This is a genomic window from Catellatospora sichuanensis (assembly GCF_007483665.1).
GTDB lineage: Bacteria > Actinomycetota > Actinomycetes > Mycobacteriales > Micromonosporaceae > Catellatospora > Catellatospora sichuanensis.
Genome location: NZ_VIQO01000010.1, coordinates 140,048 through 161,060, shown reverse-complemented (window position 1 = coordinate 161,060; position 21,013 = coordinate 140,048). Strand labels below are relative to the sequence as shown.

Genomic DNA, 21,013 nt, shown 5'->3' with positions numbered 1-21,013 from the left:
GTACCCCCGCCCGACTGGCATATCGCCGGCTCAGATGCGCCGCCATGTCGCAGCGCGCCCGACCCCGTCCACAGCCACGACATCGTCCTTCCGGAGCTGGTCGAGCACGATCCGAATGGTCGGGTCGCTGATCCCTGGAAGCGCTTGACGAATATCGGCCAGCCGAAATACATCGGGCGCTCGGCGGAGGACATAGTCGCGGACGCGGTCCTGCTTGTTCCCCACGCTGCGGTCGGCGGCCGCTCGCTGACCGAACAACTGGTACGCCTCGGCCAGCGTCGCGACGAAATAGCTGAGCCAGGGCCACGGGTCGAACCGATGGTCGTGCCAGCCACGGGTGGAGTTCAGCAGGGCCTGGCAGTACTCGTCCGCCGAGTCCGCGATCAGCTCCTCGAGGCTCACGTAGCGGACCACCCCATATCCGGAGTCGGCCAGCAGCGCGTTGGTGATCACCCGGGCCACCCGTCCGTTGCCGTCCTCGAAGGGGTGAACGATGGTCAGGTCCAGCACGAACAACCCTATGAGCAGCACCGGGTGGTGCGTACCGGTAGCCATCGCGGCCCGGAACCGGTCGATCAGTTCGGCCATGAAGAACTCGGTGCGCGCGGCGGACACCGGACGGAACCTGACTGTGGTGCCACCGTCGGCCGCCCGGTCGACCACCACGTTGTCGTGCGGCTTGAACCGTCCGCCGGGACTCTGCGTCCGGCCGAAGAGCAGCCGGTGAAGGTGCAGCACAAGGCCCAGGTTCACGGGTTGCCACGACGATTGAAAGAGATGGTCCAGCGCATCACGGTATCCAGCCAGCTCCTGCTCGCTGCGAGTGCGCAACACCATGGCGCGGCCCTCGATGATGTTCTCCGCGCGGATCTGGTCCGGGACGACAATGCCTTCGATCTCCGACGACGCGGTTACGCTGGCGACCCGGGCGCGCCTGGCCAACGAGGCGAGCACACCGGGCAGCTGGTTGCGGTACAGGCCCTCGGAACCCTGGCCGATGTCGACCGTTCTGAGCAGCGTGACCACCCGCGCCGGGACTCGATCCAGCAGCGAATCGAGCTCGGTGAACCCATGCACCTCGGAAACCTGCCAATCAATGAGCTAAACATACTAAGATCCGCCTCGATTAGTAAGTTTAGCTCATTGCGCTAAGTGTTTTAGCGGATGCGGGTCAGGGTGACCTCGACGGACTGGCCCGTGTTCGACGGGCCTGCGTAGACGCCCTTCAGCGGGGGCACGTCGCCGTAGTCGCGGCCGCGGCCGACCACCACGTGCCGCTCCCCGATCGGCACGCCGTTCGTCGGGTCGTACGCGTGCCACTCCCCCGACCACCACTCGACCCAAGCGTGGCTCTGCCCGGTCACCGCTTTGCCCAGCGGGGCGTTCGGGGTGGGGTGCAGGTAGCCGGAGACGTAGCGCGCGGGCAGGCCCATGGCCCGCAGCAGCGCCACGGACAGGTGCGAGATGTCCTGGCACACGCCCTGCTTCTGGCGCCACACGTGCACCGCGTCGGTCATCACCCCGGTCGCCCCCGGGGTGTACTCCACCTCACGACGGACCAGGTCGAACACGGCCAGCGCCGCCTCGTCCGGGCCGTGCGCGGCGCGCAGCTCGACGGCCAGCGCGCCCAGCTCCTCGTCGAGCGCGGTGCGCGGGGTCGGCAGCAGCAGTTCCTGCCACCGGTCGACGTCGTCCGGGTCGGTCAGCTCCGCCCAGGACGGCCCGTCGGTACGCAGCACGGCAGGGCCGGACGTCTCCACGGTCGCGTCGGCGATCACCTCCAGCACCTCGTGCGCCACCTGCACGTCGAACGACGTCACCGTCGTCCCCCAGTAGTCCTGGTAGCGGTAGGTGCGGGCGGTCGGCCACACGCTGACCCGGTCCTCGAGCACCGTCTGCCGCGCCTCCGAACTGGGCGACATGCGCGCCTCGTTGTACGACGAAGCCACCGGCCCCCCGTACTGAAAACCCGTCCGGTGCCGAATCTGCAACCGCCACCCCGGGCCCGAGATCGTCATGCGCGCCGCCCTTCCGCGGATTTCAGTGTCATGCCACCGCTCCGGCCTGCCAGTGGACGGCGGCGGTCTGGCGGAAGTAGCGGGCCGAGATCGCGTCGTTGACCTGGGAGCAGGTGCGTTCCAGGCCGGACAGGACCGGGCCGAGGTCGGCGAGTAGTTCGTCGGGGGCGCGGTAGGCGAGGTCGGTGCGGGCGCGGCCGAGGATGCGCTGGGCGTCGGTGCCCACGCCGACCCGGCCGGTGCGGGTGGTGCCGCCGGTCGGCTCCAGCTCGGCCAGGCAGGACTCGGCGGTGACCAGCGCGGCCAGGATGGACCGCGGGAACAGCCGGTCGAGCAGCAGGAACTCGGCGGCGTGCCGGTCGCTCAGCGACCCTCGGTAGGTGCGCAGGTAGGTCTCCCACGCCCCGCACGAGCGCAGCAGGGTCAGCCAGTTCGGGATGCTGCCGCCCGCGCGGGTGTGCGTGGACAGCAGCCGGGCGGTCATGTCGACCCGCTCCACGCTGCGGCCCAGCACCAGGAACAGCCAGCCCTCGTCGCGGCTCATGGTGGCGTCGGCGAGCCCGGCCAGCACCGAGCAGCGCTCGCGCACCCAGGTGAAGAACTGGTGCACGCCGCCCTCCTCGATGCGACGGCGCGATCCGGCCAGGCCGAGCCAGGTGGTGTTGAGGCACTCCCACATCTCCGCGCTGACCGTCTCGCGGGCGCCGCGGGCGTTCTCCCGGGCCGCCGCCAGCGCGCCCAGCACCGAGCTCGTGCTGGTCAGGTCGAGGCCGAGCCGCTCCACCACGCCCGGCAGGCTGGCGCTCTCGTGCTCGCCGATCGGCAGCCCCATCACCGCCAGCAGGGACCGGCAGGCCTGCTCCTCGTCGGTCCACGGGTCCTGCAGCATGCGGTGCAGGTGTACGTCGAGGATGCGTGCGGTGTCCTCGGCGCGCTCGACGTAGCGCCCGATCCAGTAGAGCGATTCCGCGATCCGGCTCAGCATTGAACCCTCCCGTCGGCTCGTGCCTGTTGCTGTTGCTGCTGCTGCTGGTTGTTGCCGGACTGGCCGGGCCCGGGGTCCGGGCGGCGCGGCGAGGGGATCACCGCGATCTCGCCGGGGAACGGGTCCTGCTGCCATTCCTCGGCGGGGGCGCCCGGCTCGGGCAGCACCCAGGTGTCCTTGGAACCGCCGCCCTGGCTGGAGTTGACCACCAGCGCGCCCTCGGGCAGCGCCACCCGGGTCAGCCCGCCGGGCAGGACCCGCACCTGGCCGCCGTCGTTGACGGCGAACGGCCGCAGGTCCACGTGCCGCGGGCGGAGCCGGTCCTCGATCAGCGTCGGCACCATGGACAGCTTCACCTCGCGCTGAGCGATCCAGCCGCGCGGGTCGAGCTGGATGCGCTGGCGTACGTGTTCCAACTGCTCCTCGGTGGCCTGCGAGCCGATCACGATGCCCGCGCCGCCGGAGCCGTCCACCGGCTTGAGCACCAGGTCGTCGAGGCGGCTCAGCACGTGGGTGCGCACGTCCGGGTCGTCGAGGCGGTACGTCTCCACGTTGGACAGCAGTGGTTCCTCGCCGAGGTAGTAGCGGATCAGGTCCGGCACGTACGTGTAGAGCAGTTTGTCGTCGGCGACGCCGTTGCCGATCGCGTTGGCGATGGTGACGTTGCCCGCCCGCGCCGCGTTGACCAGACCCGCGCAGCCGAGCATCGAGTCGGCCCGGAAATGCACCGGATCCAGGAACTCGTCGTCGATGCGCCGGTAGATGACGTCGACCTGCTGCTCGCCCGCGGTGGTGCGCATGGCGACCTCGTTGCCCGCGCAGACCAGGTCACGCCCTTCGACCAGCTCCACGCCCATCTCCCGGGCCAGCAGCGCGTGCTCGAAGTAGGCCGAGTTGTGCACGCCGGGAGTGAGCACCACCACGGTCGGATCGTCCACTCCGGCCGGTGCGGACGCGCGCAGCGCCTGCAGCAGCATGCCGGGGTACGAATCGACGGGACGCACCCGCGTCTGCGCGAACACCTCGGGCAGCACGTGCGCCATGGCGCGCCGGTTCTCCATCACGTAGCTCACCCCGGACGGGGTGCGCACGTTGTCCTCCAGCACCCGGAACTCGCCGGCCTCGTCGCGGATCAGGTCGACCCCGGCGACGTGCACGCGCACCCCGTTCGGCGGCACGATGCCGGCTGCTTCGCGGTGGTAGTGGGCGCTGGTCACGATGATGCGCCGGGGCACGATGCCGTCGCGCAGCGCGTGGCACTCGCCGTACACGTCGGCCAGGAACGCCTCCAGCGCCCGCACCCGCTGGGCGACTCCGGCCTCGACCTGACGCCACTGCTCGGCGGCGATGATGCGGGGCACGATGTCCAGCGGGAACGGCCGCTCGACACCTTTGAGGGCGAACGTGATGCCCTGGTCGAGGAAGGCTCTGGCCAGCACCTCGGCCCGGATTCTCAGCTCGCTGCCGGCCAGCGGCCGCAGCGTGGCGTGCAGGGCCTCGTAGGTCGGCCGGGGCTCACCGGGAACGCCGAACATCTCGTCCCAGCCGGGACCGAGCGGGTAATCCTCGAAAAGGTCCGCCATGTCCCGACGCTACGCGGACCGCGTTGCGATTGCGTAAACGATGTGAGATGTGGGAGGCCGTCCCTTTAGGACGATGCACAAGATCGCTGTTTCGTGTCAGAACCCGAGGTCTGACCACGGGTTCTGACACGAAACGACGATCATGCCTACTCGACGTCGTGCTGCATCAGCTGGCGGGCGGCCTCGGCGAGGCTGCCGCTCAGCGACGGGTAGATGGTGATGGTGTGGGCCAGCTGGTCCACCGTCATGTGGTTCTCGACCGCCATGGTGAGCGGCATGATCAGCTCGCTGGCGCGGGGTGCGACGACGACGCCCCCGACCACGATGCCGCTGGCCGGGCGGCAGAACAGCTTGATGAAGCCGTCGTCGAGGCCGGCCATCTTGGCGCGCGCGTTGCCGGCCAGCGGCAGCATGACCTGCCGGGCCGGGACCTTGCCGCTGTCCACGTCGGCCTGCGAGACGCCGACCGTGGCCAGCTCCGGGTCGGTGAAGACGTTCGCGGCGACGGTGCGCAGCCGCAGCGGAGCCACCGCCTCGCCGAGCGCGTGCCACATCGCGATCCGGCCCTGCATGGCCGCGACGCTGGCCAGCGGGAGCACACCGGTGCAGTCGCCGGCCGCGTACACCCCGGGCACGTTGGTGCGCGACACCCGGTCGACCGTGACGTAACCGCCGGGGCCCACGTTGACGCCGTATTCGGGCAGGCCCAGGTCGGTGGTGTTGGGGATGGAGCCGACCGCCATCAGCGCGTGCGAGCCGGTGACCACCCGGCCGTCGGACAGCGTCACCTCGACGCCGTCGCCGACCCGCTTGACCGCGTCGGCCCGCGAGTTGTTCAGGATGGTCATGCCGCGGGCCCGGAACACCCGCTCGATCGCCATCGCCGCGTCGGCGTCCTCGTGCGGCATGACCCGGTCGCGGGACGACACCAGGGTCACCGGCACGCCGATGGCCAGGTAGGACGAGGCGAACTCGGCGCCGGTGACGCCGGAGCCGATGACGATCAGGTGCTCGGGCAGCGCGGGCAGGTCGTACACCTGCCGCCAGGTCAGGATGCGCTCGCCGTCGGGCACCGCGGAGGGCAGCCGCCGCGGCGTCGCGCCGGTCGCGATCAGCACCGTGCCCGCGTCGATGGCGTACTCGGCGTCGCCGTCGGCCGGGCGCACCCGCACCCGGTGGGTGTGGCCGAGGGTGTCGTCGCCCATCTTGGCGGTGCCTTTGACCAGGGTCACCCCGGCCTTGATCAGCTTCGCGTGGATGTCCGCGGACTGCGCCAGGGCCAGCCGCTTGACCCGGCTGTGCACCGCGTCGGCGTCGACCGTGACGGCTTCCAGTCCGTCGGAGTGGACGCCGAACTCCTCGGTGTCGCGATAGCTCGTCACGACCTCGGAGCTGGCGATGAAGGTCTTGGACGGGACGCAGTCGTGCAGCACGCAGGCGCCGCCGGCACCGTCGGCTTCCACGACCGTGACGTCCGCGTCGAGCTGCGCGGCGACGAGCGCCGCCTCGTATCCGGCGGGGCCGCCACCGATGATCACAATCCGACTCACGGTGTCATTCTTCCCTACCGGGCAAGTCCGCCAGGCGCGGATGCGACCCGGCTCACGCTCACCCGGTGTGCCCGAAAAGACACCGAGTGGTCCGACACGCACGGGCGTATTCTCAGCGAGCGGTCCGGGCGGCTATCGTCATCGCCGTGCGTCATTACGCAGCGTACGGCTCGAACCTGGACCCAGCCCGCATGCGGGCCTACTGTCCGCACTCGCCTATGGTCGGGACCGGCTGGCTCGAAGATTGGCGGCTGACCTTCGCAGGCGAGGACGAGGTCGGCTGGGAAGGCGCGGTCACCACGATCGTCGAATCCCCCGGAGACCGGATCTTCGTGGCGCTCTACGACGTGCACCCGTGGGACGAGGCCGCACTCGACGAGGTCGAGGGCGCGAACGCGGGCACCTACACCAAGCTGCAACTGCGCGTCGCGACACTCGACGGCAGCGCGCTGGCCTACGTCTACGTCTTCCACGGCTACGAGGGCGGCCTGCCGACCGCGTGGTACCTGTCGGAGATCGCGAACGCGGCGGAGAAGGCGGGCGCGCCGGACGATTACGTCGCCGCGCTGCGCGCCCGGCCCACCCGCACGGTCCGCCCCTAGCCCAGGGCCGGCCGCTCGTAGATGTTGGCCTGGTAGGCCGCCCGCATGCCCACGCCGGTGTAGAGCCGGATGGCCTCGGTCGGGTTCGCCAGGTCGACACCGAGGCCCGCGGAGACCCGGCCGTTGGCCAGGTAGCGCGCGAACGCGGCGGCCAGCAGCGCCCGGCCCACCCCGCGCTTGCGGAACTCCGCGCGCACCGCCAGGTGCTTCACCCAGCCCTCGTCGACGGCCTCGCTCTGCTCCGAGGACTGCAGGATGCCGGCCACGGCCCCGTCCACCTCGGCGACGAACCACTCGTCCAGGCGCACCCGGTGGCCGTCCAGGAAGCGCTCGCGCCACCGGTCGTAGCCGGTCGGCTGGTAGTCGGGGGTGTCCCGGAACGCCGCGTCGAGCACGGCGAAGAACTCGGGCATCTCCTCGTCCCGCACCGGGCGCACGGTCACGCCGGGCACCGGGTCGAGCGCGGGTGCGGGCAGGTCGAGCTGCATGCGGGCGTACTGCTTCACGAACTCGAAGCCCGCCGCGGTCAGCGACTCGATCCACGGCAGCTCGACCGGGATGGCCCCGGCCCGCACCGTGCCCTCGCCGCCGCGCTCGCGTGCCCGGCGGCCCGTCTCGGCCAGCATCCGGGCCAGCAGGGGCCGCATCGCGGGGCGGCCGCCCTCGGGGTGCACGTACACCTCGAGGAAGTCGCGCGGGGCGTCGCCCGGGTTCTCCAGGTAGCCCCAGCCCGCGATCGCGCCGGCAGCGGTGACCGCGACCGTGCTGTACGGCCCGGCCAGCGCCTCGGCGACGTCCTCCGGGGCGAAGTCGGCGAACCCGACCGCGGTCATGTCACTGGCGTGCACCAGCGCCAGCAGGTCACCGGCGTCCTCGCTGGTAGTCGGCCGGAAGGACCAGCCCTGGGGAAGTTCGTCGTCCGTCACGCCGCCATCCTGACAACCCGCCCCCATGACCACCACCGGATTAGCCGCCCCGCACGCGCGGCCCAGTACCGGCCGGCTTGCCAGGCAGGTGGGCGAATGCGAGCTCAAGATACGCACAGGTGCCAGGCAAGTCGGACGATCAAGAAAGGGGGGTCAGCGGCGGCGGGTGAAGACGGTGCGGGTGGTGTCCTTGAGGATGGTGACCAGTTCGCCGCGCTCGGCGGGGGTGAAGTTCTGCACGGCCTGGCCGCTGATGCGGTCGGCTACCGCGTCGGCCCAGGCGCGGCGGCGCAGCAGCGGCGCCACCGGCGGGTACGGCGGCTGCCAGCCGAACGCGACCGCGGCCGCCTCGCCCTCGGGCCCGGCGATCAGCGCCTCCATCGGGCTCAGGCCGCTGGACCGCACCCCGAGCAGCAGCGCCCCGGCCCGGTGCTCGCGCAGCAGGTGCAGCGCGACGGCGGCGCGGGCGCCGGGCCCGTCACCGGGCACCGGCATCGCCCGCCACGCGGCGAACAGCGGCAGGCCCGCGCCGTCGGCGGCGAGCACCGCCTTCTCGGTCAGCTCGACCAGGCGGTCCACCTTGGGCGCGTCGGCGAGGTGCTCGCTGCCCCAGCGGCAGCACTCGGCCAGCAGGTGGGCGGCGACCTCGCGGGGCGACAACGCCCGCCGGGCCGCGTCCCAGCCGTCGCGCACCGCCTCGGGCGTGATCAGGCCCAGCGCGGCGGCGACGGTGTCGGGGCGTACGTCACCCAGTGCCCCGCCCCGCCCGGCGACGTAGCACGCCCAGCCGGTGAGGCCGAGTTCGCGGGCGCGGCGCAGGGTCCGGGGGCACTCGAGGAACGCGCCGCCGAGCCGGTTCACCGCATCGGCCGCCATCGCCGCGGTCTGCATGGGCGTCGCCGTCAAGGGGGGTGTCACATGTGGATTGTGCCGCGCCGGACGCGCCGGGTCAGCCCCCCGGAAAGCGGGTGCGACGTGGACCGGCCCGCACCTAGGCTGGCCGGGTTGCATACACCCTCGTCGAAAGCGTGGTGCGCGGTGCGCGCGGACATGTACTTCTCGGTCGACGTCGAGGCCGACGGCCCGATCCCGGGGCCGTACTCGATGCTGAGCTTCGGCGCGGCGGTGGCCGGGACCATGGGCGAGGCGTTCGCGCGGACCGACCCGACCGCGGCGACGTTCTACCGCGAGCTGCGGCCGATCAGCGACGACTTCGTGCCCGCGGCGCTGGAGGTGTCCGGGCTGGACCGGGCGGCGTTGCAGCGCGAGGGGGCCGATCCGGCGGTGGCGATGCGCGAGTTCAGCCGATGGGTGACCGCGACCGCGGGCGAGTGCCGACCGGTGTTCGTGGCCTATCCGGCCAGTTTCGACTGGATGTTCGTGTACTGGTACCTGATCCGGTTCACCGGCGCGAGCGTGTTCGGGCACTCCGGCTGCCTGGACGTGAAGACGGCGTACGCGATCCGGGCGGGCGTGCCGTTCGGCCGGGCGCACAAGCGGGCGATGCCGAAGCAGCTGCTGTCCGACCGGCGGCACACGCACCACGCCCTCGACGACGCGGTCGAGCAGGCCGACCTGTTCGCGAACCTGATGTCCTGGCAGCCCTAGACGTCCACGGTCGCCCCCGGGGCGAGCCGGGCGTATTCGGCGCCGGCCCGGGCCGTCATGAGGGCGTCGGTCAGGGTGAGCCCGTTGTCCGAGAGCAGGCTGTCGTGCAGCGCGTACGCCCGCTGCGGGCCGACCGCGCGGACGAAGTCGATCGACTCGGCGATCTTCAGCCAGGGCGCGGAGACCGGCACGAACAGCGTCTGCACGGTCGCGCCCTCGGGCACGTCGAAGGAGTCCCCGGGGTGGTAGAGCGACTCGTTGATCAGGAAGCCCAGGTTCGCCACCTGCGGGATCTCCGGGTGGATCACGGCGTGCAGCCCGCCGTAGGCGCGTACCAGCAGGTTGGCCGCGGTGAACGCGTGACCGGAGGTGACCGGGACCGCCGCACCCTCCCACTGCCCGGAGAACTTGTCCACCACGTCCGGGTGGGCATAGATCATGGTGGACGGCCGCTTGGCCAGCGCGTCGGCCAGCCGGTCGGCGTCCACATGGTCGGCGTGCTCGTGGGTGAGCAGCACCGCGTCGGCCCCGTCGAGGGCGCGCTCCGACTCGCTCCATACGCCCGGGTCGATCACCACGACCGCGTCGTCGTGCTCGATGCGCAGGCAGGAGTGCGAGAACTTCGTCACCCGCATCGGTGGCCGCCTTTCCGTCTCGGTCCGGATCCGTGTCCCGACTGTCGTCCTTCCGTGACCAGTCTGCCGGAACCTGAGGGGTCATGAGTGACGTCCGGAAAGGCATGAAGAAGACGTTCGTAGTAGCGGTGCTCGGCGGCCTGCTGTTGCTCGCGGGGTGTTCGGCGTCGGACAAGGCCTCGACCGACAGCGGGGCCGAGGTGCCCGCCGCGGGCATGCCCAACAACAACCTGGGCTACCAGGAGCAGAAGGGCGAGGCCGGGCAAGCCCCCGCAGCACCCGCACAAGATGGCGTGACCGCCACCGGCGGCCCGGTCGTCGGCCGATCCTTGATCTACCGCGGCGAGCTGTCCGTGCGTGTCGACGACGTCCCCGCGTCCGCGGAGCGGCTGACCTCGCTGGTCAGCACCGCGGGCGGGCACATCGGCGCGGAGAAGCGCGTGAACGACGGCACCGAGTCCCAGGCCTGGATCACGGTCCGGGTGCCCGCGAAGCAGTTCCACGGCGTGGTGGAGCAGATCGCGAAGCTGGGCACCGAGGTCAACCGCAGCTCGAACACCGAGGACGTCACCGAGGCCGTCGTCGACCTGGACACCCGCATCGCCGCCCAGCGCGCCAGCGTCGAGTCGGTACGCCGGATGTTCACGCAGGCCAAGCAGCTCAGCGAAGTGGTGATGCTGGAGCGCGAGCTCAACCAGCGGCAGGCCGAGCTGGCCTCCCTGGAGCGCAAGAAGGCCGGCCTGGACGACCTGGTCTCGCTGTCCACGATCACCGTCACGCTGGTCGGGCCGCACACCGAGCTGCCCGAACCCGAGAAGGAGCCCGCACCGGGCTTCCTGGGCGGCCTGGAGGCCGGCTGGGACGCGTTCGTCGCCACGGTGCAGGTCGCCCTGGCGGTCCTGGGCTTCCTGCTGCCGTTCCTGGTCGCGCTCGCGATCCCGGTGGGCCTGGTGGTCGCCCTGCGCCGCCGTCGGGCTGCCCCACCGCCGCCCCCGGCCCCGGCCGAGGTCCCGGCGACCGCGGCCGCGGCTCCCCCCGCCGGATCCGACGACGACTGACCCCGGAGAACGACGAAGCCCCCGGCACCGCAGGGTGCCGGGGGCTCGGTCGTCGATCACATGAGGTCGTCGGTTCAGCTGAAGTCGTCGATCAGGTCAGAACGAGGGGGAGGCCAGGGCCGCCATCGCGGTGTGGACCATGGTGCGCACGCCGTAGCCGATGGCGCGCTCGTCGACGTCGAAGGCGGACTGGTGGATGTCCATCGGGGCGGCGCCGGGGATGCCGGTGCCCAGGCGGATCATCGCGCCGGGCACGTGCTCGAGGTAGAACGCGAAGTCCTCGCCGCCCATGCTGATCTCGGCCTCGACGACCCGCTCCGCGCCCAGCGCCGCGCCGGCCGCGCCCGCGATCACCGCGGAGGCCATCCGGTCGTTGATCACCGGCGGCACACCGCGGGTGTAGCGCACGTCGGCCTTCGCCCCGGTGCCGGCCACCACATCCTTGATCAGCTGGGTGACCAGGTCGGGCGCCTCGCGCCAGGCGTCGCGGTTGAGCACCCGGATGGTGCCCTTGGCGCTGCCCTCGTTGGGGATGGCGTTGGAGGCCTCACCGGCGTGGATCGAGCCGAAGACCATGGACAGCCCGGCCCGCGGGTCGACCCGGCGGCCCAGCAGTGCGGGCACCTCGGTCACCACCCGGCCCAGCGCGTACACCAGGTCGGCGGTCAGGTGGGGGCGGGCGGTGTGGCCGCCCTTGCCGCTCAGCCGCACCTCGACCGCGTCGCAGGCGGCGGTGATCGCGCCGGAGCGCACGCCCACGATGCCCACGGGCAGCTGCGGCGCGCAGTGCAGGGCGTAGATCGCCGCGACGTCCTTCAGCGCCCCCGCGGAGATCATCTCAGGCGCACCGGAGTTGATCGACTCCTCGGCGGGCTGGAAGATCAGCCGCACCCGGCCGCCGATGCCGCCCTGCTGCTCCAGCTGGGCCAGCGCCAGGCCGACGCCGAGCAGCACCGTGGTGTGCACGTCGTGGCCGCAGGCGTGGGCCGCGTTCGGCACCGTCGAGCGGTATGCGACGTCCTTGGTGTCCGGCAGCGGCAGCGCGTCGAGATCGGCCCGCAGCGCGATGACCCGGTCGCCGGAGCCGATGTCGCACATGACGCCGTTGCCCCGGGGCAGGAATTTCGGCTGCAGGCCCACGGCCGCGAGTTCGCGGGCGACCAGTGCGGCGGTCTCGAACTCCTGGTGCGAGAGTTCCGGGTGCGCGTGAAGGTGACGTCGTACCGCGACCAGGTTCGCGCCGTGCGCGGTGAGCCAGCGGTCGAGCCGGCCGGGTAGCGGATCGGTGTCCGACATGATCTCGGACACCATGGACGACGTCAGCAAGCTGCTCTTGGGCAGCGCCAGCGCACTCGTCACGGCAGATTCTCGATCTCGGTCGATGGGATAAACAGCGTCCAGCCTAGCCCTGCACCGGTGACTCTGCGCAACTACGTTCTTGTAGTAGTTGTGTTGCTCAGAGTCACATTCGAGCAGGTAGGAGCGTTCGCAAGCGTGCGGGACCCTCGATTGCAAGTGTCCTCACCTCCTACAACGGGTGACGACGTGCCGGGTCACGCATCACCCGAGACTGACATCACCGCCGATATTTCCATCGCACACGACGTGCGCACCGATTCCGTTGCCCCGCAAGGATGACCCGACGGCCGGGTCGATCGGGGGCCGGTGGCCACGGCACACCGCCGACCCGAGCCCGAAGTTCATGATCATCGCGGAAACGGAACCACCCCGGCGGGGGTCGCCCGCCGGGGTGGATGAAATGTTCGGTCAGAAGGTCTCGCGGGGGGCGTGCACACCCCAGACGCTGCGCAGGGCGTGACAGACCTCACCGACGGTCGCCCGCAGGCGCAGCGCCTCGCGCATCGGGTAGAGCACGTTCTCGGTGCCCTGGGCGGCGGAGCGCAGCTTGTCCAGGGCCGCCTCGACCGCGTCGGTGTCGCGCTCGGCGCGCAGCCGGGCCAGGCGGTCGGCCTGCTCTGCCCCGATCGCCGGGTCGACCCGCAGCGGCTCGTACGGCTCCTCGACGTCGATGGTGAACCGGTTCAGGCCCACCACCACCCGCTCGGCGGAGTCGATCTCCAACGCGGTGCGGTAGGCCGACGACTCGATCTCGCGCTTCTGGAAGCCGGCCTCGATGGCGTCGACGGCCGAGCCGTACTCGAACACCCGGTCGATCAGCGCCCGCGCCTCGGCCTCGATCTCGTCCGTCATCGCCTCGACGACGTACGAGCCCGCGAACGGGTCCACCGTGGCGGTCAGGTCGGTCTCGTACGCCAGCACCTGCTGGGTACGCAGGGCCAGCCGGGCCGCCTTCTCGGTGGGCAGCGCGATCGCCTCGTCGTAGGAGTTGGTGTGCAGCGACTGGGTGCCGCCCATGATCGCGCCCAGCGCCTGCGCGGTGACCCGGACCAGGTTGACCTCGGGTTGCTGGGCGGTGAGCTGCACGCCCGCGGTCTGGGTGTGGAAGCGCAGCATCCACGACTTGGGGTCCTTGGCGCCGAACTCCTCGCGCATCACCTTCGCCCAGATGCGGCGGGCGGCGCGGAACTTCGCCACCTCCTCCAGCAGCGTGGTGCGGGCGACGAAGAAGAACGACAGGCGGGGGGCGAACGCGTCCACGTCCAGGCCCGCCGCGATCGCGGCGCGCACGTACTCGATGCCGTCGGCCAGCGTGAACGCGATCTCCTGCACGGGCGTCGCGCCCGCCTCCGCCATGTGGTAGCCGGAGATCGAGATGGTGTTCCACTTGGGGATCTCGGTCCGGCAGTAGGCGAACGTGTCGGCGACCAGGCGCAGCGACGGCTTGGGCGGGAAGATGTACGTCCCGCGGGCGATGTACTCCTTGAGGATGTCGTTCTGGATGGTGCCGTTGAGCTTGTCGCCCGGCACCCCCTGCTCCTCGGCGACCAGCTGGTAGAGCAGCAGCAGCACGCTGCCCGGCGCGTTGATCGTCATCGAGGTGGAGACCTTGTCCAGCGGGATGTCGCGGAACAGCAGCCGCATGTCCTCGATCGAGTCGATCGCGACGCCCACCTTGCCGACCTCGCCGTGCGCGATCGGCTCGTCCGAGTCGTACCCCATCTGGGTGGGCAGGTCGAACGCCACGGACAGGCCCATGGTGCCCGCGTTGAGCAGCTGGTGGTAGCGAGCGTTCGACTCCACCGCCGTGCCGAACCCGGCGTACTGGCGCATGGTCCACGGGCGCGAGGTGTACATGGTCGGGTAGACACCCCGGGTGAAGGGGTACTGACCAGGCTTTTCACCGTCGGCCGGGCCGTAGACGGGCTCGATCGGGAAGCCGGACTCGCTACGCCGCGTTGAACGCTCGTTCATACCCGGGATGTTAGGCGGCGGCGCCGCGTTCCGGGGCGAGGGATTGCACACATCACGTACACCCAGGGTGATGGCAAGCGGACGGAACAGTGAAATTCGGTCTCAGAACCCGCCCACGGCTTTCGCTGCGGCGCGGCGTCGTACAGGATAGGGGTCGAGTGACCCATTCCCCTTTTGCCATCGTCCCCTCTCCTTTGGCGGCATCAGCAGTGACCACCCATGCATCCACCTGGAGCGGCAGCCCCACTCCGGGCCGTGCGGCTCCGGGCACCGTCATCGGCGGACGCTATTCACTCCGTACCGCGATCGGAAACGGCGGCATGGGCACCGTGTGGCGCGCCGCCGACACGGTGCTGCGCCGCGAGGTCGCGGTCAAGGAGGTCGTGCTGCCCCCGGGCCTGGCCGCCAGCGACGCCGCCTCGATGTACGAGCGCACCCTGCGCGAGGCCCGCGCCGCCGCCAGCCTGTCGCACCCGAGCGTGGTCCAGGTCTTCGACGTGGTCACCGAGGGCGGCCGGCCCTGGATCGTGATGGAGCTGCTCGACGCCCGCGGCCTCGCCGACATGGTGATCGAGGACGGGCCGCTGGCCCCCCGCGCGGTCGCCAAGATCGGCATTGCGCTGCTGGGCGCGCTGGAGGTGGCGCACGCTGCGGGCGTGCTGCACCGCGACGTGAAGCCGGCCAACGTCCTGATCACCAAGGACGGCCGTTGCGTGCTCACCGACTTCGGCGTGGCCAAGCTGCCGACCGACGTGCAGCTGACCACCCCCGGCATGGTGCTGGGCTCGCCCCACTTCATCTCCCCCGAGCGCGCGCTGGGCCACCGCTTCGGCCCGCCCAGCGACCTGTTCTCGCTCGGCGTGACCATGTACACCGCGGTGGAGGGCCGCCCGCCCTTCGACAAGGGCGACCCGCTGGCCACCATGCACGCCGTGGTCGAGGAGGAGCCCGTTCCGCCGCAGCGCTGCGGCCCGCTGCGCGAGGTGCTCTACGGCCTCATGGAGAAGGACCCGGACCGGCGCTGGGACGTGCCCACCGCGCGCGCCACGCTGCGCGAGCTGCTGGCCGGCCCGCTGGCCCAGCACGCCGTGCCGCAGCACGTCACCGACCCATGGGCGGTCGTCGCGCCGCAGCCCAGCACTACCGCGTGGGTCACCCCCGCCGCGGCGCAGCCCGAGCGCCCCGCCAAGGAGATCGGCGGCCGGGCGCTGCTGCACACCGGCGAGATGCCGTCCTCCCGCGCGGGCGGCCACGCCCGGCCGGGCGCGCCGGACCCGCTGGACCTGCCGACCGGGGCGCACCCCGCGCCGACCGGCGCCATGCAGACGGTCGCGCCCAAGGCCGCCAAGCCCGCCCGTCCGCCGGCGCTGGACGGCGTGCTCGGGCAGGTCAAGGCCTGGCCGAAGAAGATGCGCCTGGCCGTCGGCGCGGGACTCGTCGGCGTGCTCGTGGTCACCGGCGTGGCCTGGGCCGTGATGGGCGGCGACGACGAGACCACGCCCGGTGCCGCGCCCGGCCCCTCGCCGAGCGCCCCCGCCGCCTCCTCCGCCTCCGCGCAGGTGCCCGAGGGCATGGAGCGGGTGACCTTCAAGAACGTCACGGTGCTGGTCCCCAAGGGGTGGACGCCGGTGAAGTCGGGCAGTTACGTCGACTACCGCGACCCCGACGACAAGGAGCGCTGGCTGCGCATCAACGTCTACCGGTCCGGTGGCAACCCGACCCGGGAGCTGGAAGGCGCGGAGAAGAACTTCAAGAAGGTCGACCGCTGCCAGAAGGACACCTACGAGCGCATCGAGTTGAGCGACCAGAAGCTGGGCACCCTGGAGACCGCAGCGCAGCTCGAATACCGGTGCACGCCGCCGCAGAAGAACTCGCGGCACGCGGTCTGGCGCATCGGCGTCGAGGGCGGCACGGCGTTCCACGTCTACCTGTCGACGTGGGACGACTCGTTCGCCCAGGACAAGGCGGTCTTCGACCAGGCGGTCGACTCCTTCACGATCGCCGCGACCTGAGGGGTTCGCCGAGCGCAGCACCTGTCCGCGTGTTATGAAACACCGATGAGTGAGCGAAGCGAGCGAATCAGGCGGCACAGCCCGGTAGACGGCCATGCCGAAAGCACGCGAAGCGGGGTTTCGGCATGACCGACACACTTGCCGATCGCGTACGCCACTGGATCGCCCAGGACCCCGACCCCGACTCGCGCACGGAGCTCCAGCAGCTGCTGGACGCCCTGCCGGCCACCGGGGCGGAGCTCGCCGACCGGTTCAGCGGACCGCTCACGTTCGGCACCGCGGGCCTGCGCGGCCCGCTGCGGGCCGGCCCGAACGGCATGAACCTGGCCGTCGTCCGCCAGGCCGCCGCCGGTCTGGTCAACTGGCTCACCAAACACGAACCCGGCGGCCTGGTGGTCATCGGCTACGACGCGCGCCGCGGCTCGCACGAGTTCGCGCTGGAGACCGCCCGCGTCGCGACCGGTTCCGGGATGCGCGCCGCGCTGCTGCCGCGCCCGCTGCCCACGCCGGTGCTGGCGTACGCGGTACGCGCCATGGACGCCGTCGCGGGCGTGATGGTGACCGCGTCGCACAACCCGCCCCAGGACAACGGCTACAAGGTCTACCTGGGCGAGCACCTGGGCGGCCCGCTCGGCGGGGGCGCGCAGATCGTGCCCCCGGCCGACCAGGAGATCGAGGCGGAGATCCGCGCGGTCAAGCTGCTGTCGGAGGTGCCGCTCGGCCACCCCGGCACGGTGCTCGGTGAGGACATCCTCGACTCGTACCTGACCGCGGCGGCCGCCGTGGTGCAGGACGACCAGCCCAAGGACCTGGCGGTGGCGTACACGCCGCTGCACGGCGTCGGCGGCAAGGTGCTCGGCGACGCGTTCCTGCGCGCCGGGTTCGCCCTGCCCGCGACCGTGCCCGCGCAGGCCGAGCCGGACGGTACGTTCCCGACGGTGGCCTTCCCCAACCCGGAGGAGCCGGGCGCGATGGACCTGGTCCTCGCGCTGGCCGCCGAGCGCCGCGCCGACATCGTCATCGCCAACGACCCCGACGCCGACCGCTGCGCCGTCGCGGTGCCGGTCGGCAACGGCAACGGCTGGCGCATGCTGCGCGGCGACGAGGTGGGCGTGCTGCTCGCCGACCACCTGATGCGGCTGGGCCGCACCGGCACGTACGCCACCACCATCGTGTCGTCGTCGATGCTGCGGGCGATGGCCGCCAAGCGCGGCGTCGGGTACGCCGAGACGCTCACCGGGTTCAAGTGGCTCGCCCGCGCCGCGCCCGACCTCGCCTACGGCTACGAGGAGGCGCTGGGCATCTGCGTCGCGCCGTGGCTGTCCCGCGACAAGGACGGCATCACCGCGGCGCTGATGGTCGCCGAGCTGGCCGCCGGCCTGAAGGCGGAGCTGCGCACCCTCACCGACCGGCTGGACGAGCTGGCCGCCGAGTTCGGCCTGTACGTCACCGACCAGCTCTCGGTGCGCGTGGACGACCTGGACGAGATCGGCCGGATGATGGCGCACCTGCGCGCCAAGCTGCCGACCTCGCTGCTCGACGAGCCCGTCACGTCCACCGAGGACCTGCTCGACCGCCCCGCCGAGTCGGCCGCCGACGTGGTCATCCTGCGCACCGACACGGCCCGCGTCGTGGTCCGCCCGTCCGGCACCGAGCCCAAGCTCAAGGCATACCTGGAGGTGGTCGAGCCGGTCACCGACGCCGACGTCGCCTCATCGCGCGGACGCGCCGCCGCCACCATCCGCGCCCTGCGCACCGAGGTGGCCGCCGCTCTCGGCATCTGGTCCGTCAGCCCGTAAGGACAAAGGAAGGGCACCTTCTTAACGCTCCGCGTTATAGAAGGTGCCCTTCTTAACATCGCGTAGTCTTTGACCTGGGCAAACAGCACACCATTCGTGCAGTCCTCCGCGTCAGGCCGTCGGCGTCACCAGCGGGGCGACGTTCCACACCGTGACGCCGCCGGTGCGTACGCCCTCGTCGTCCACGAGGTCGTCCACCAGCTCGCGCAGCACGTCGGCGCGCGGCTCGCGATCGGACAGCACCAGCGCGCCGGCCCGCCAGAACCGCAGGTCGGCGATGAGTCCCTCGCGCATCCGCGCGGTGACCCGCGGCGCCTTCGCGCCCTCCGCGACCGCGGCCAGCAGCAGGTCACTTGGTCGCGGCGGCGGCCCGAACGTGGCGGTGCCCGGCAGCCGCCCCGGCCCGATGAAGTACCCGCCCGGGAACGTGAAGTCCGCGCCGGACTGCGCCGACCAGTGCATCCCGTCGCTGTGGCTGCTACTGGTCACCGGCACCGTGACCAGGGTGCTGCCCGCGGGGACGTACGCCCGCCAGGTCCCTTCGGTGACGAACCGCGGCACCGGCATCCCGCGGTGGGTCAGCAGCGGCAGCGGCAGCAGCGGCACCAGGGCCAGGACGATCAGGGCGTACGCCAGCCGCCGCACCGGCAGCTCACCCATCCGCGGCAGCCGCGCCACCGCCTCGATCGCCAGCGCCAGCAGCGCCCCGGCAACCGGGAGCAGCACCAGCCCGAACCGGACCGGCACCACGGACTCCAGCAGCGGCAACTGTCCCAGCGGCCGCCACAGCCCGGGCAGCGCGGTGCGCTCGCCGCCCGCGGACACCTGCTTGCCCAGCGCGAAGATCGCGAACAGGGCACCGGTCGCCAGCAGCGCCCGGACCAGCGCACGCTGCCACAGCCAGCCCGTCACGGCCAGGGCCAGCACGGCCAGCAGCGGCCAGCCGAGGAAGGTGTTCTCCTCGGCGGCGTTGGGCGCCAGCAGCCGGACCGCGTCGATGTTGCCGCCCAGCGACAGCCGCGGGAAGGCGGCGAAACTGGCCAGGTCCGCGCCATAGGCGGACGCGCCGGGCGGCAGGCCGCGGAAGCTCTGCGGGCCGAAGAACTGCGACCACAGGGGGTACGCCAGCAGCGCACCCCCGACCAGCGCGGCGATCCCGGCCGTGGCCAGCACGGGGCGGATCGCCGCCCGCTGCGCGGGCCAGGTCAGCGCGGCGTACGCGGCGAGGAAGGCGGCACTGGCCAGCACGGTGTAGAGCAGCACCTCCTCGTTGACGAACGCCTGCGCGGTCACCAGCAGCCCGAGCACCACGCCGTTGCGCAGGCAGCGCCCCGGCTCGCCCATCCGCAACGCCCGGTGCACCAGGAACGGCACGAGGAACTGCGCGGTCCAGTTCGGATGCCCGTTCGCCTGGCTGATCATGCCGGGGCCGAAGCCGCACAGCGCCGCACCCGCGGCGGCGGCCACCGTCGAGGTGGTCACGTGCCGGCGCAGGAACCAGTACCAGGCGGTGGCTGTGCCGGCCAGGCCCAGCACCAGCAGCACCGCGAAGCTGATCTGCGGCCCCCAGATCGCGGTGACCGGCGCGAGCGGGATGCCCAGGCCGAGGATCACCGTGTTCGCCATCAGGTTGACCCCGTGCGGGGCGTTCATCCGGGTGGAGAAGAACGGAGCCGCGTCGCCGCTCAGCACGTCGAGGGCGTGGCGCAGCACGAACTGGAAGAAGACCTGGTCAGGGATGTTGACGGAGAGCAGCGCGCGCGACCCGTCCTTCCACAGGCCGGACGTCACGAACATCGCCGCGATCAGGAACCCGGCACCGACTGCCACGTTCACGTTGAGACGTCTTGGCTGGTCAACGCGGTTTTTCGCACGATTGCGGCGCTCGGCGGGGCTGGATCGCACCCGGTGCCACTCCTGAATTTCGGTCTTCACGAGCGTCGAATGTACGGCATTTAGGTAATCTGTCCGGATTAGCCCCGAAAGCTGGGGACAAATAGGAAACCAATTCTCGTTGCAGCTATCGGACGGATGCAGTCGATGACGTCGTACGCCACGGAGCCGAGCCTCCTCACCGGGGACCAGAAGATCCAGGCCGCGGTGCTGGAGAGCCTGGCCGAGGCGGTGAACCACCGCACCTGGTTCGCCGGCATGGCCACCCCCTACCTCGGCGCGCACCCGATCGAGATCGGCAGCGGGCTCGGCGACTACCTGCTGGAGTGGCTGCCGTACGTGGACCGCTTCACGGCCACCGAGGCCGATCCGGAGCGGCTGGTCGACCTCAAGCAGCGCTTCGCCGACGACCCGCGGGTCGAGGCCCGCGAGATGCTGCTGCCCACCGACTCCTACGGCGACCACACGGCCCTGGTCAGCTACAACGTCCTGGAGCACATCGAGGACGACGTGGCGGCGCTGCGCAGCATGGCCCGGCTCATCCAGCCCGGCGCGCCGATGGTGCTGGTGGTGCCCGCGTTCCCGATCGCGATGAGCAAGGTCGACGTGGCGACCGGCCACTGGCGGCGCTACACCCGCCGCACCCTCACCGACGTCGCGGTGGCGGCAGGCCTGACCGTCGAGCGCATGGAGTACGTCAACTCGCTCGGCTTCATCTGCTACTTCATCACCGCGCGCCTGCTGGGCATGTCCCCCAAGGGCGGCGTGATGATGCGCGTCTACGACTCCCTGGTCACCCCGGTCACCCGCCGCCTGGAGTCCCGCCTCCGCCCACCCTTCGGCCAATCCGTCCTGGCCGTCCTCCGCCGCCCCACCTGACCCACCCTTTTTGCCGCGTTGATCATGAACTTATGGCACGGGTCAGCGGCGTGTCGCGCGAACAACTTCATGATCAACAATCTGACGGCCAGGCAGGCGAGCAGAACCAGGGCCGTGGGTCGGCGCACGGCC

Annotated in this window: 17 protein-coding genes; 6 read left to right on the top strand and 11 right to left on the bottom strand. The window is 71.4% G+C overall.

Annotated elements, in window-relative coordinates; translation table 11 throughout:
* Positions 1-30: 30 nt before the first annotated feature.
* From FLL47_RS20735 to FLL47_RS20715, 5 genes are all read right to left on the bottom strand, one after another.
* Positions 31-1,077, bottom strand: coding sequence for a Fic family protein (locus FLL47_RS20735; protein ID WP_144122194.1), 1,047 nt, complete (start codon positions 1,075-1,077; stop codon positions 31-33).
* A gap of 80 nt (positions 1,078-1,157) precedes the next feature.
* Positions 1,158-2,018: a transglutaminase family protein gene (locus FLL47_RS20730; RefSeq protein ID WP_144122193.1), complete on the bottom strand. Its 861-nt coding sequence runs from the start codon at positions 2,016-2,018 to the stop codon at positions 1,158-1,160.
* A gap of 28 nt (positions 2,019-2,046) precedes the next feature.
* Positions 2,047-3,003 (bottom strand): alpha-E domain-containing protein, encoded by a 957-nt coding sequence (locus FLL47_RS20725; protein ID WP_144122192.1) that lies wholly within the window; start codon positions 3,001-3,003, stop codon positions 2,047-2,049.
* Positions 2,997-4,586 carry a circularly permuted type 2 ATP-grasp protein gene (locus tag FLL47_RS20720; RefSeq protein ID WP_144122191.1) on the bottom strand — a complete coding sequence of 530 codons (1,590 nt, stop codon included), beginning with the start codon at positions 4,584-4,586 and terminating at the stop codon, positions 2,997-2,999. Before FLL47_RS20720 ends, FLL47_RS20725 begins: the two co-directional genes overlap by 7 nt.
* A gap of 146 nt (positions 4,587-4,732) precedes the next feature.
* The gene (locus tag FLL47_RS20715) at positions 4,733-6,136 is read right to left on the bottom strand and encodes an NAD(P)H-quinone dehydrogenase (protein ID WP_144122190.1); all 1,404 of its coding nucleotides are present in this window, start codon (positions 6,134-6,136) and stop codon (positions 4,733-4,735) included.
* Between the two features lie 146 nt (positions 6,137-6,282).
* Here FLL47_RS20715 and FLL47_RS20710 point away from each other — a divergent pair, with 146 nt between their 5' ends.
* Positions 6,283-6,738: a gamma-glutamylcyclotransferase family protein gene (locus tag FLL47_RS20710; RefSeq protein ID WP_120318058.1), complete on the top strand. Its 456-nt coding sequence runs from the start codon at positions 6,283-6,285 to the stop codon at positions 6,736-6,738.
* On the opposite strand, the gene FLL47_RS20705 is transcribed toward FLL47_RS20710, so the two are convergent.
* On the bottom strand, positions 6,735-7,664 hold the full coding sequence (locus FLL47_RS20705; RefSeq protein ID WP_246158303.1) for a GNAT family N-acetyltransferase: 930 nt from the start codon (positions 7,662-7,664) through the stop codon (positions 6,735-6,737). The two genes, FLL47_RS20710 and FLL47_RS20705, sit on opposite strands and share 4 nt — an antisense overlap.
* Positions 7,665-7,817: 153 nt before the next feature.
* Entirely contained in the window at positions 7,818-8,555 is a 738-nt protein-coding gene (locus FLL47_RS20700) for an SCO6745 family protein (RefSeq protein WP_144122373.1), read from the bottom strand.
* Positions 8,556-8,702: 147 nt separating this feature from the next.
* On the opposite strand from FLL47_RS20700, the gene FLL47_RS20695 reads away from it, so the two are divergent.
* A complete protein-coding gene (locus FLL47_RS20695) occupies positions 8,703-9,272 on the top strand; it encodes a 3'-5' exonuclease family protein (RefSeq protein WP_222106125.1) in 570 nt (189 codons plus the stop codon).
* Here FLL47_RS20695 and FLL47_RS20690 read toward each other — a convergent pair.
* Entirely contained in the window at positions 9,269-9,907 is a 639-nt protein-coding gene (locus tag FLL47_RS20690; protein ID WP_144122188.1) for an MBL fold metallo-hydrolase, read from the bottom strand. The two genes, FLL47_RS20695 and FLL47_RS20690, sit on opposite strands and share 4 nt — an antisense overlap.
* A gap of 83 nt (positions 9,908-9,990) precedes the next feature.
* Here FLL47_RS20690 and FLL47_RS20685 point away from each other — a divergent pair, with 83 nt between their 5' ends.
* On the top strand, positions 9,991-10,965 hold the full coding sequence (locus FLL47_RS20685; protein ID WP_144122187.1) for a DUF4349 domain-containing protein: 975 nt from the start codon (positions 9,991-9,993) through the stop codon (positions 10,963-10,965).
* Between the two features lie 96 nt (positions 10,966-11,061).
* Here the strand turns inward: FLL47_RS20685 and FLL47_RS20680 are convergent, their stop codons facing one another.
* Positions 11,062-12,324, bottom strand: a complete 1,263-nt coding sequence (locus FLL47_RS20680) for an amidohydrolase (protein ID WP_186315810.1) — start codon at positions 12,322-12,324, stop codon at positions 11,062-11,064.
* Between the two features lie 408 nt (positions 12,325-12,732).
* Positions 12,733-14,298 carry an acyl-CoA mutase large subunit family protein gene (locus FLL47_RS20675; protein ID WP_144122186.1) on the bottom strand — a complete coding sequence of 522 codons (1,566 nt, stop codon included), beginning with the start codon at positions 14,296-14,298 and terminating at the stop codon, positions 12,733-12,735.
* A gap of 209 nt (positions 14,299-14,507) precedes the next feature.
* Between FLL47_RS20675 and FLL47_RS20670 the strand changes: the two genes are divergently transcribed.
* Together FLL47_RS20670 and FLL47_RS20665 are read left to right on the top strand one after the other, a co-directional pair.
* A complete protein-coding gene (locus FLL47_RS20670; protein ID WP_144122185.1) occupies positions 14,508-16,310 on the top strand; it encodes a serine/threonine-protein kinase in 1,803 nt (600 codons plus the stop codon).
* Between the two features lie 125 nt (positions 16,311-16,435).
* Positions 16,436-18,109, top strand: coding sequence for a phospho-sugar mutase (locus FLL47_RS20665; protein WP_144122184.1), 1,674 nt, complete (start codon positions 16,436-16,438; stop codon positions 18,107-18,109).
* A 111-nt stretch (positions 18,110-18,220) separates the two neighbouring features.
* Here the strand turns inward: FLL47_RS20665 and FLL47_RS20660 are convergent, their stop codons facing one another.
* Entirely contained in the window at positions 18,221-19,945 is a 1,725-nt protein-coding gene (locus FLL47_RS20660) for a hypothetical protein (RefSeq protein WP_144122183.1), read from the bottom strand.
* A 204-nt stretch (positions 19,946-20,149) separates the two neighbouring features.
* Between FLL47_RS20660 and FLL47_RS20655 the strand changes: the two genes are divergently transcribed.
* A complete protein-coding gene (locus FLL47_RS20655) occupies positions 20,150-20,881 on the top strand; it encodes a class I SAM-dependent methyltransferase (RefSeq protein ID WP_144122182.1) in 732 nt (243 codons plus the stop codon).
* The last annotated feature ends 132 nt before the right edge of the window (positions 20,882-21,013 follow it).

Excerpts from the sequence above, each read along its gene's own strand:
- FLL47_RS20720 (WP_144122191.1), bottom strand. The coding sequence starts at position 4,586 with ATGGCGGACCTTTTCGAGGATTACCCGCTCGGTCCCGGCTGGGACGAG.
- FLL47_RS20655 (WP_144122182.1), top strand. The coding sequence starts at position 20,150 with ATGACGTCGTACGCCACGGAGCCGAGCCTCCTCACCGGGGACCAGAAG.
- FLL47_RS20685 (WP_144122187.1), top strand. The coding sequence starts at position 9,991 with ATGAGTGACGTCCGGAAAGGCATGAAGAAGACGTTCGTAGTAGCGGTG.
- FLL47_RS20700 (WP_144122373.1), bottom strand. The coding sequence starts at position 8,555 with ATGCAGACCGCGGCGATGGCGGCCGATGCGGTGAACCGGCTCGGCGGC.
- FLL47_RS20730 (WP_144122193.1), bottom strand. The coding sequence starts at position 2,018 with ATGACGATCTCGGGCCCGGGGTGGCGGTTGCAGATTCGGCACCGGACG.
- FLL47_RS20690 (WP_144122188.1), bottom strand. The coding sequence starts at position 9,907 with ATGCGGGTGACGAAGTTCTCGCACTCCTGCCTGCGCATCGAGCACGAC.
- FLL47_RS20675 (WP_144122186.1), bottom strand. The coding sequence starts at position 14,298 with ATGAACGAGCGTTCAACGCGGCGTAGCGAGTCCGGCTTCCCGATCGAG.
- FLL47_RS20665 (WP_144122184.1), top strand. The coding sequence starts at position 16,436 with ATGACCGACACACTTGCCGATCGCGTACGCCACTGGATCGCCCAGGAC.
- FLL47_RS20725 (WP_144122192.1), bottom strand. The coding sequence starts at position 3,003 with ATGCTGAGCCGGATCGCGGAATCGCTCTACTGGATCGGGCGCTACGTC.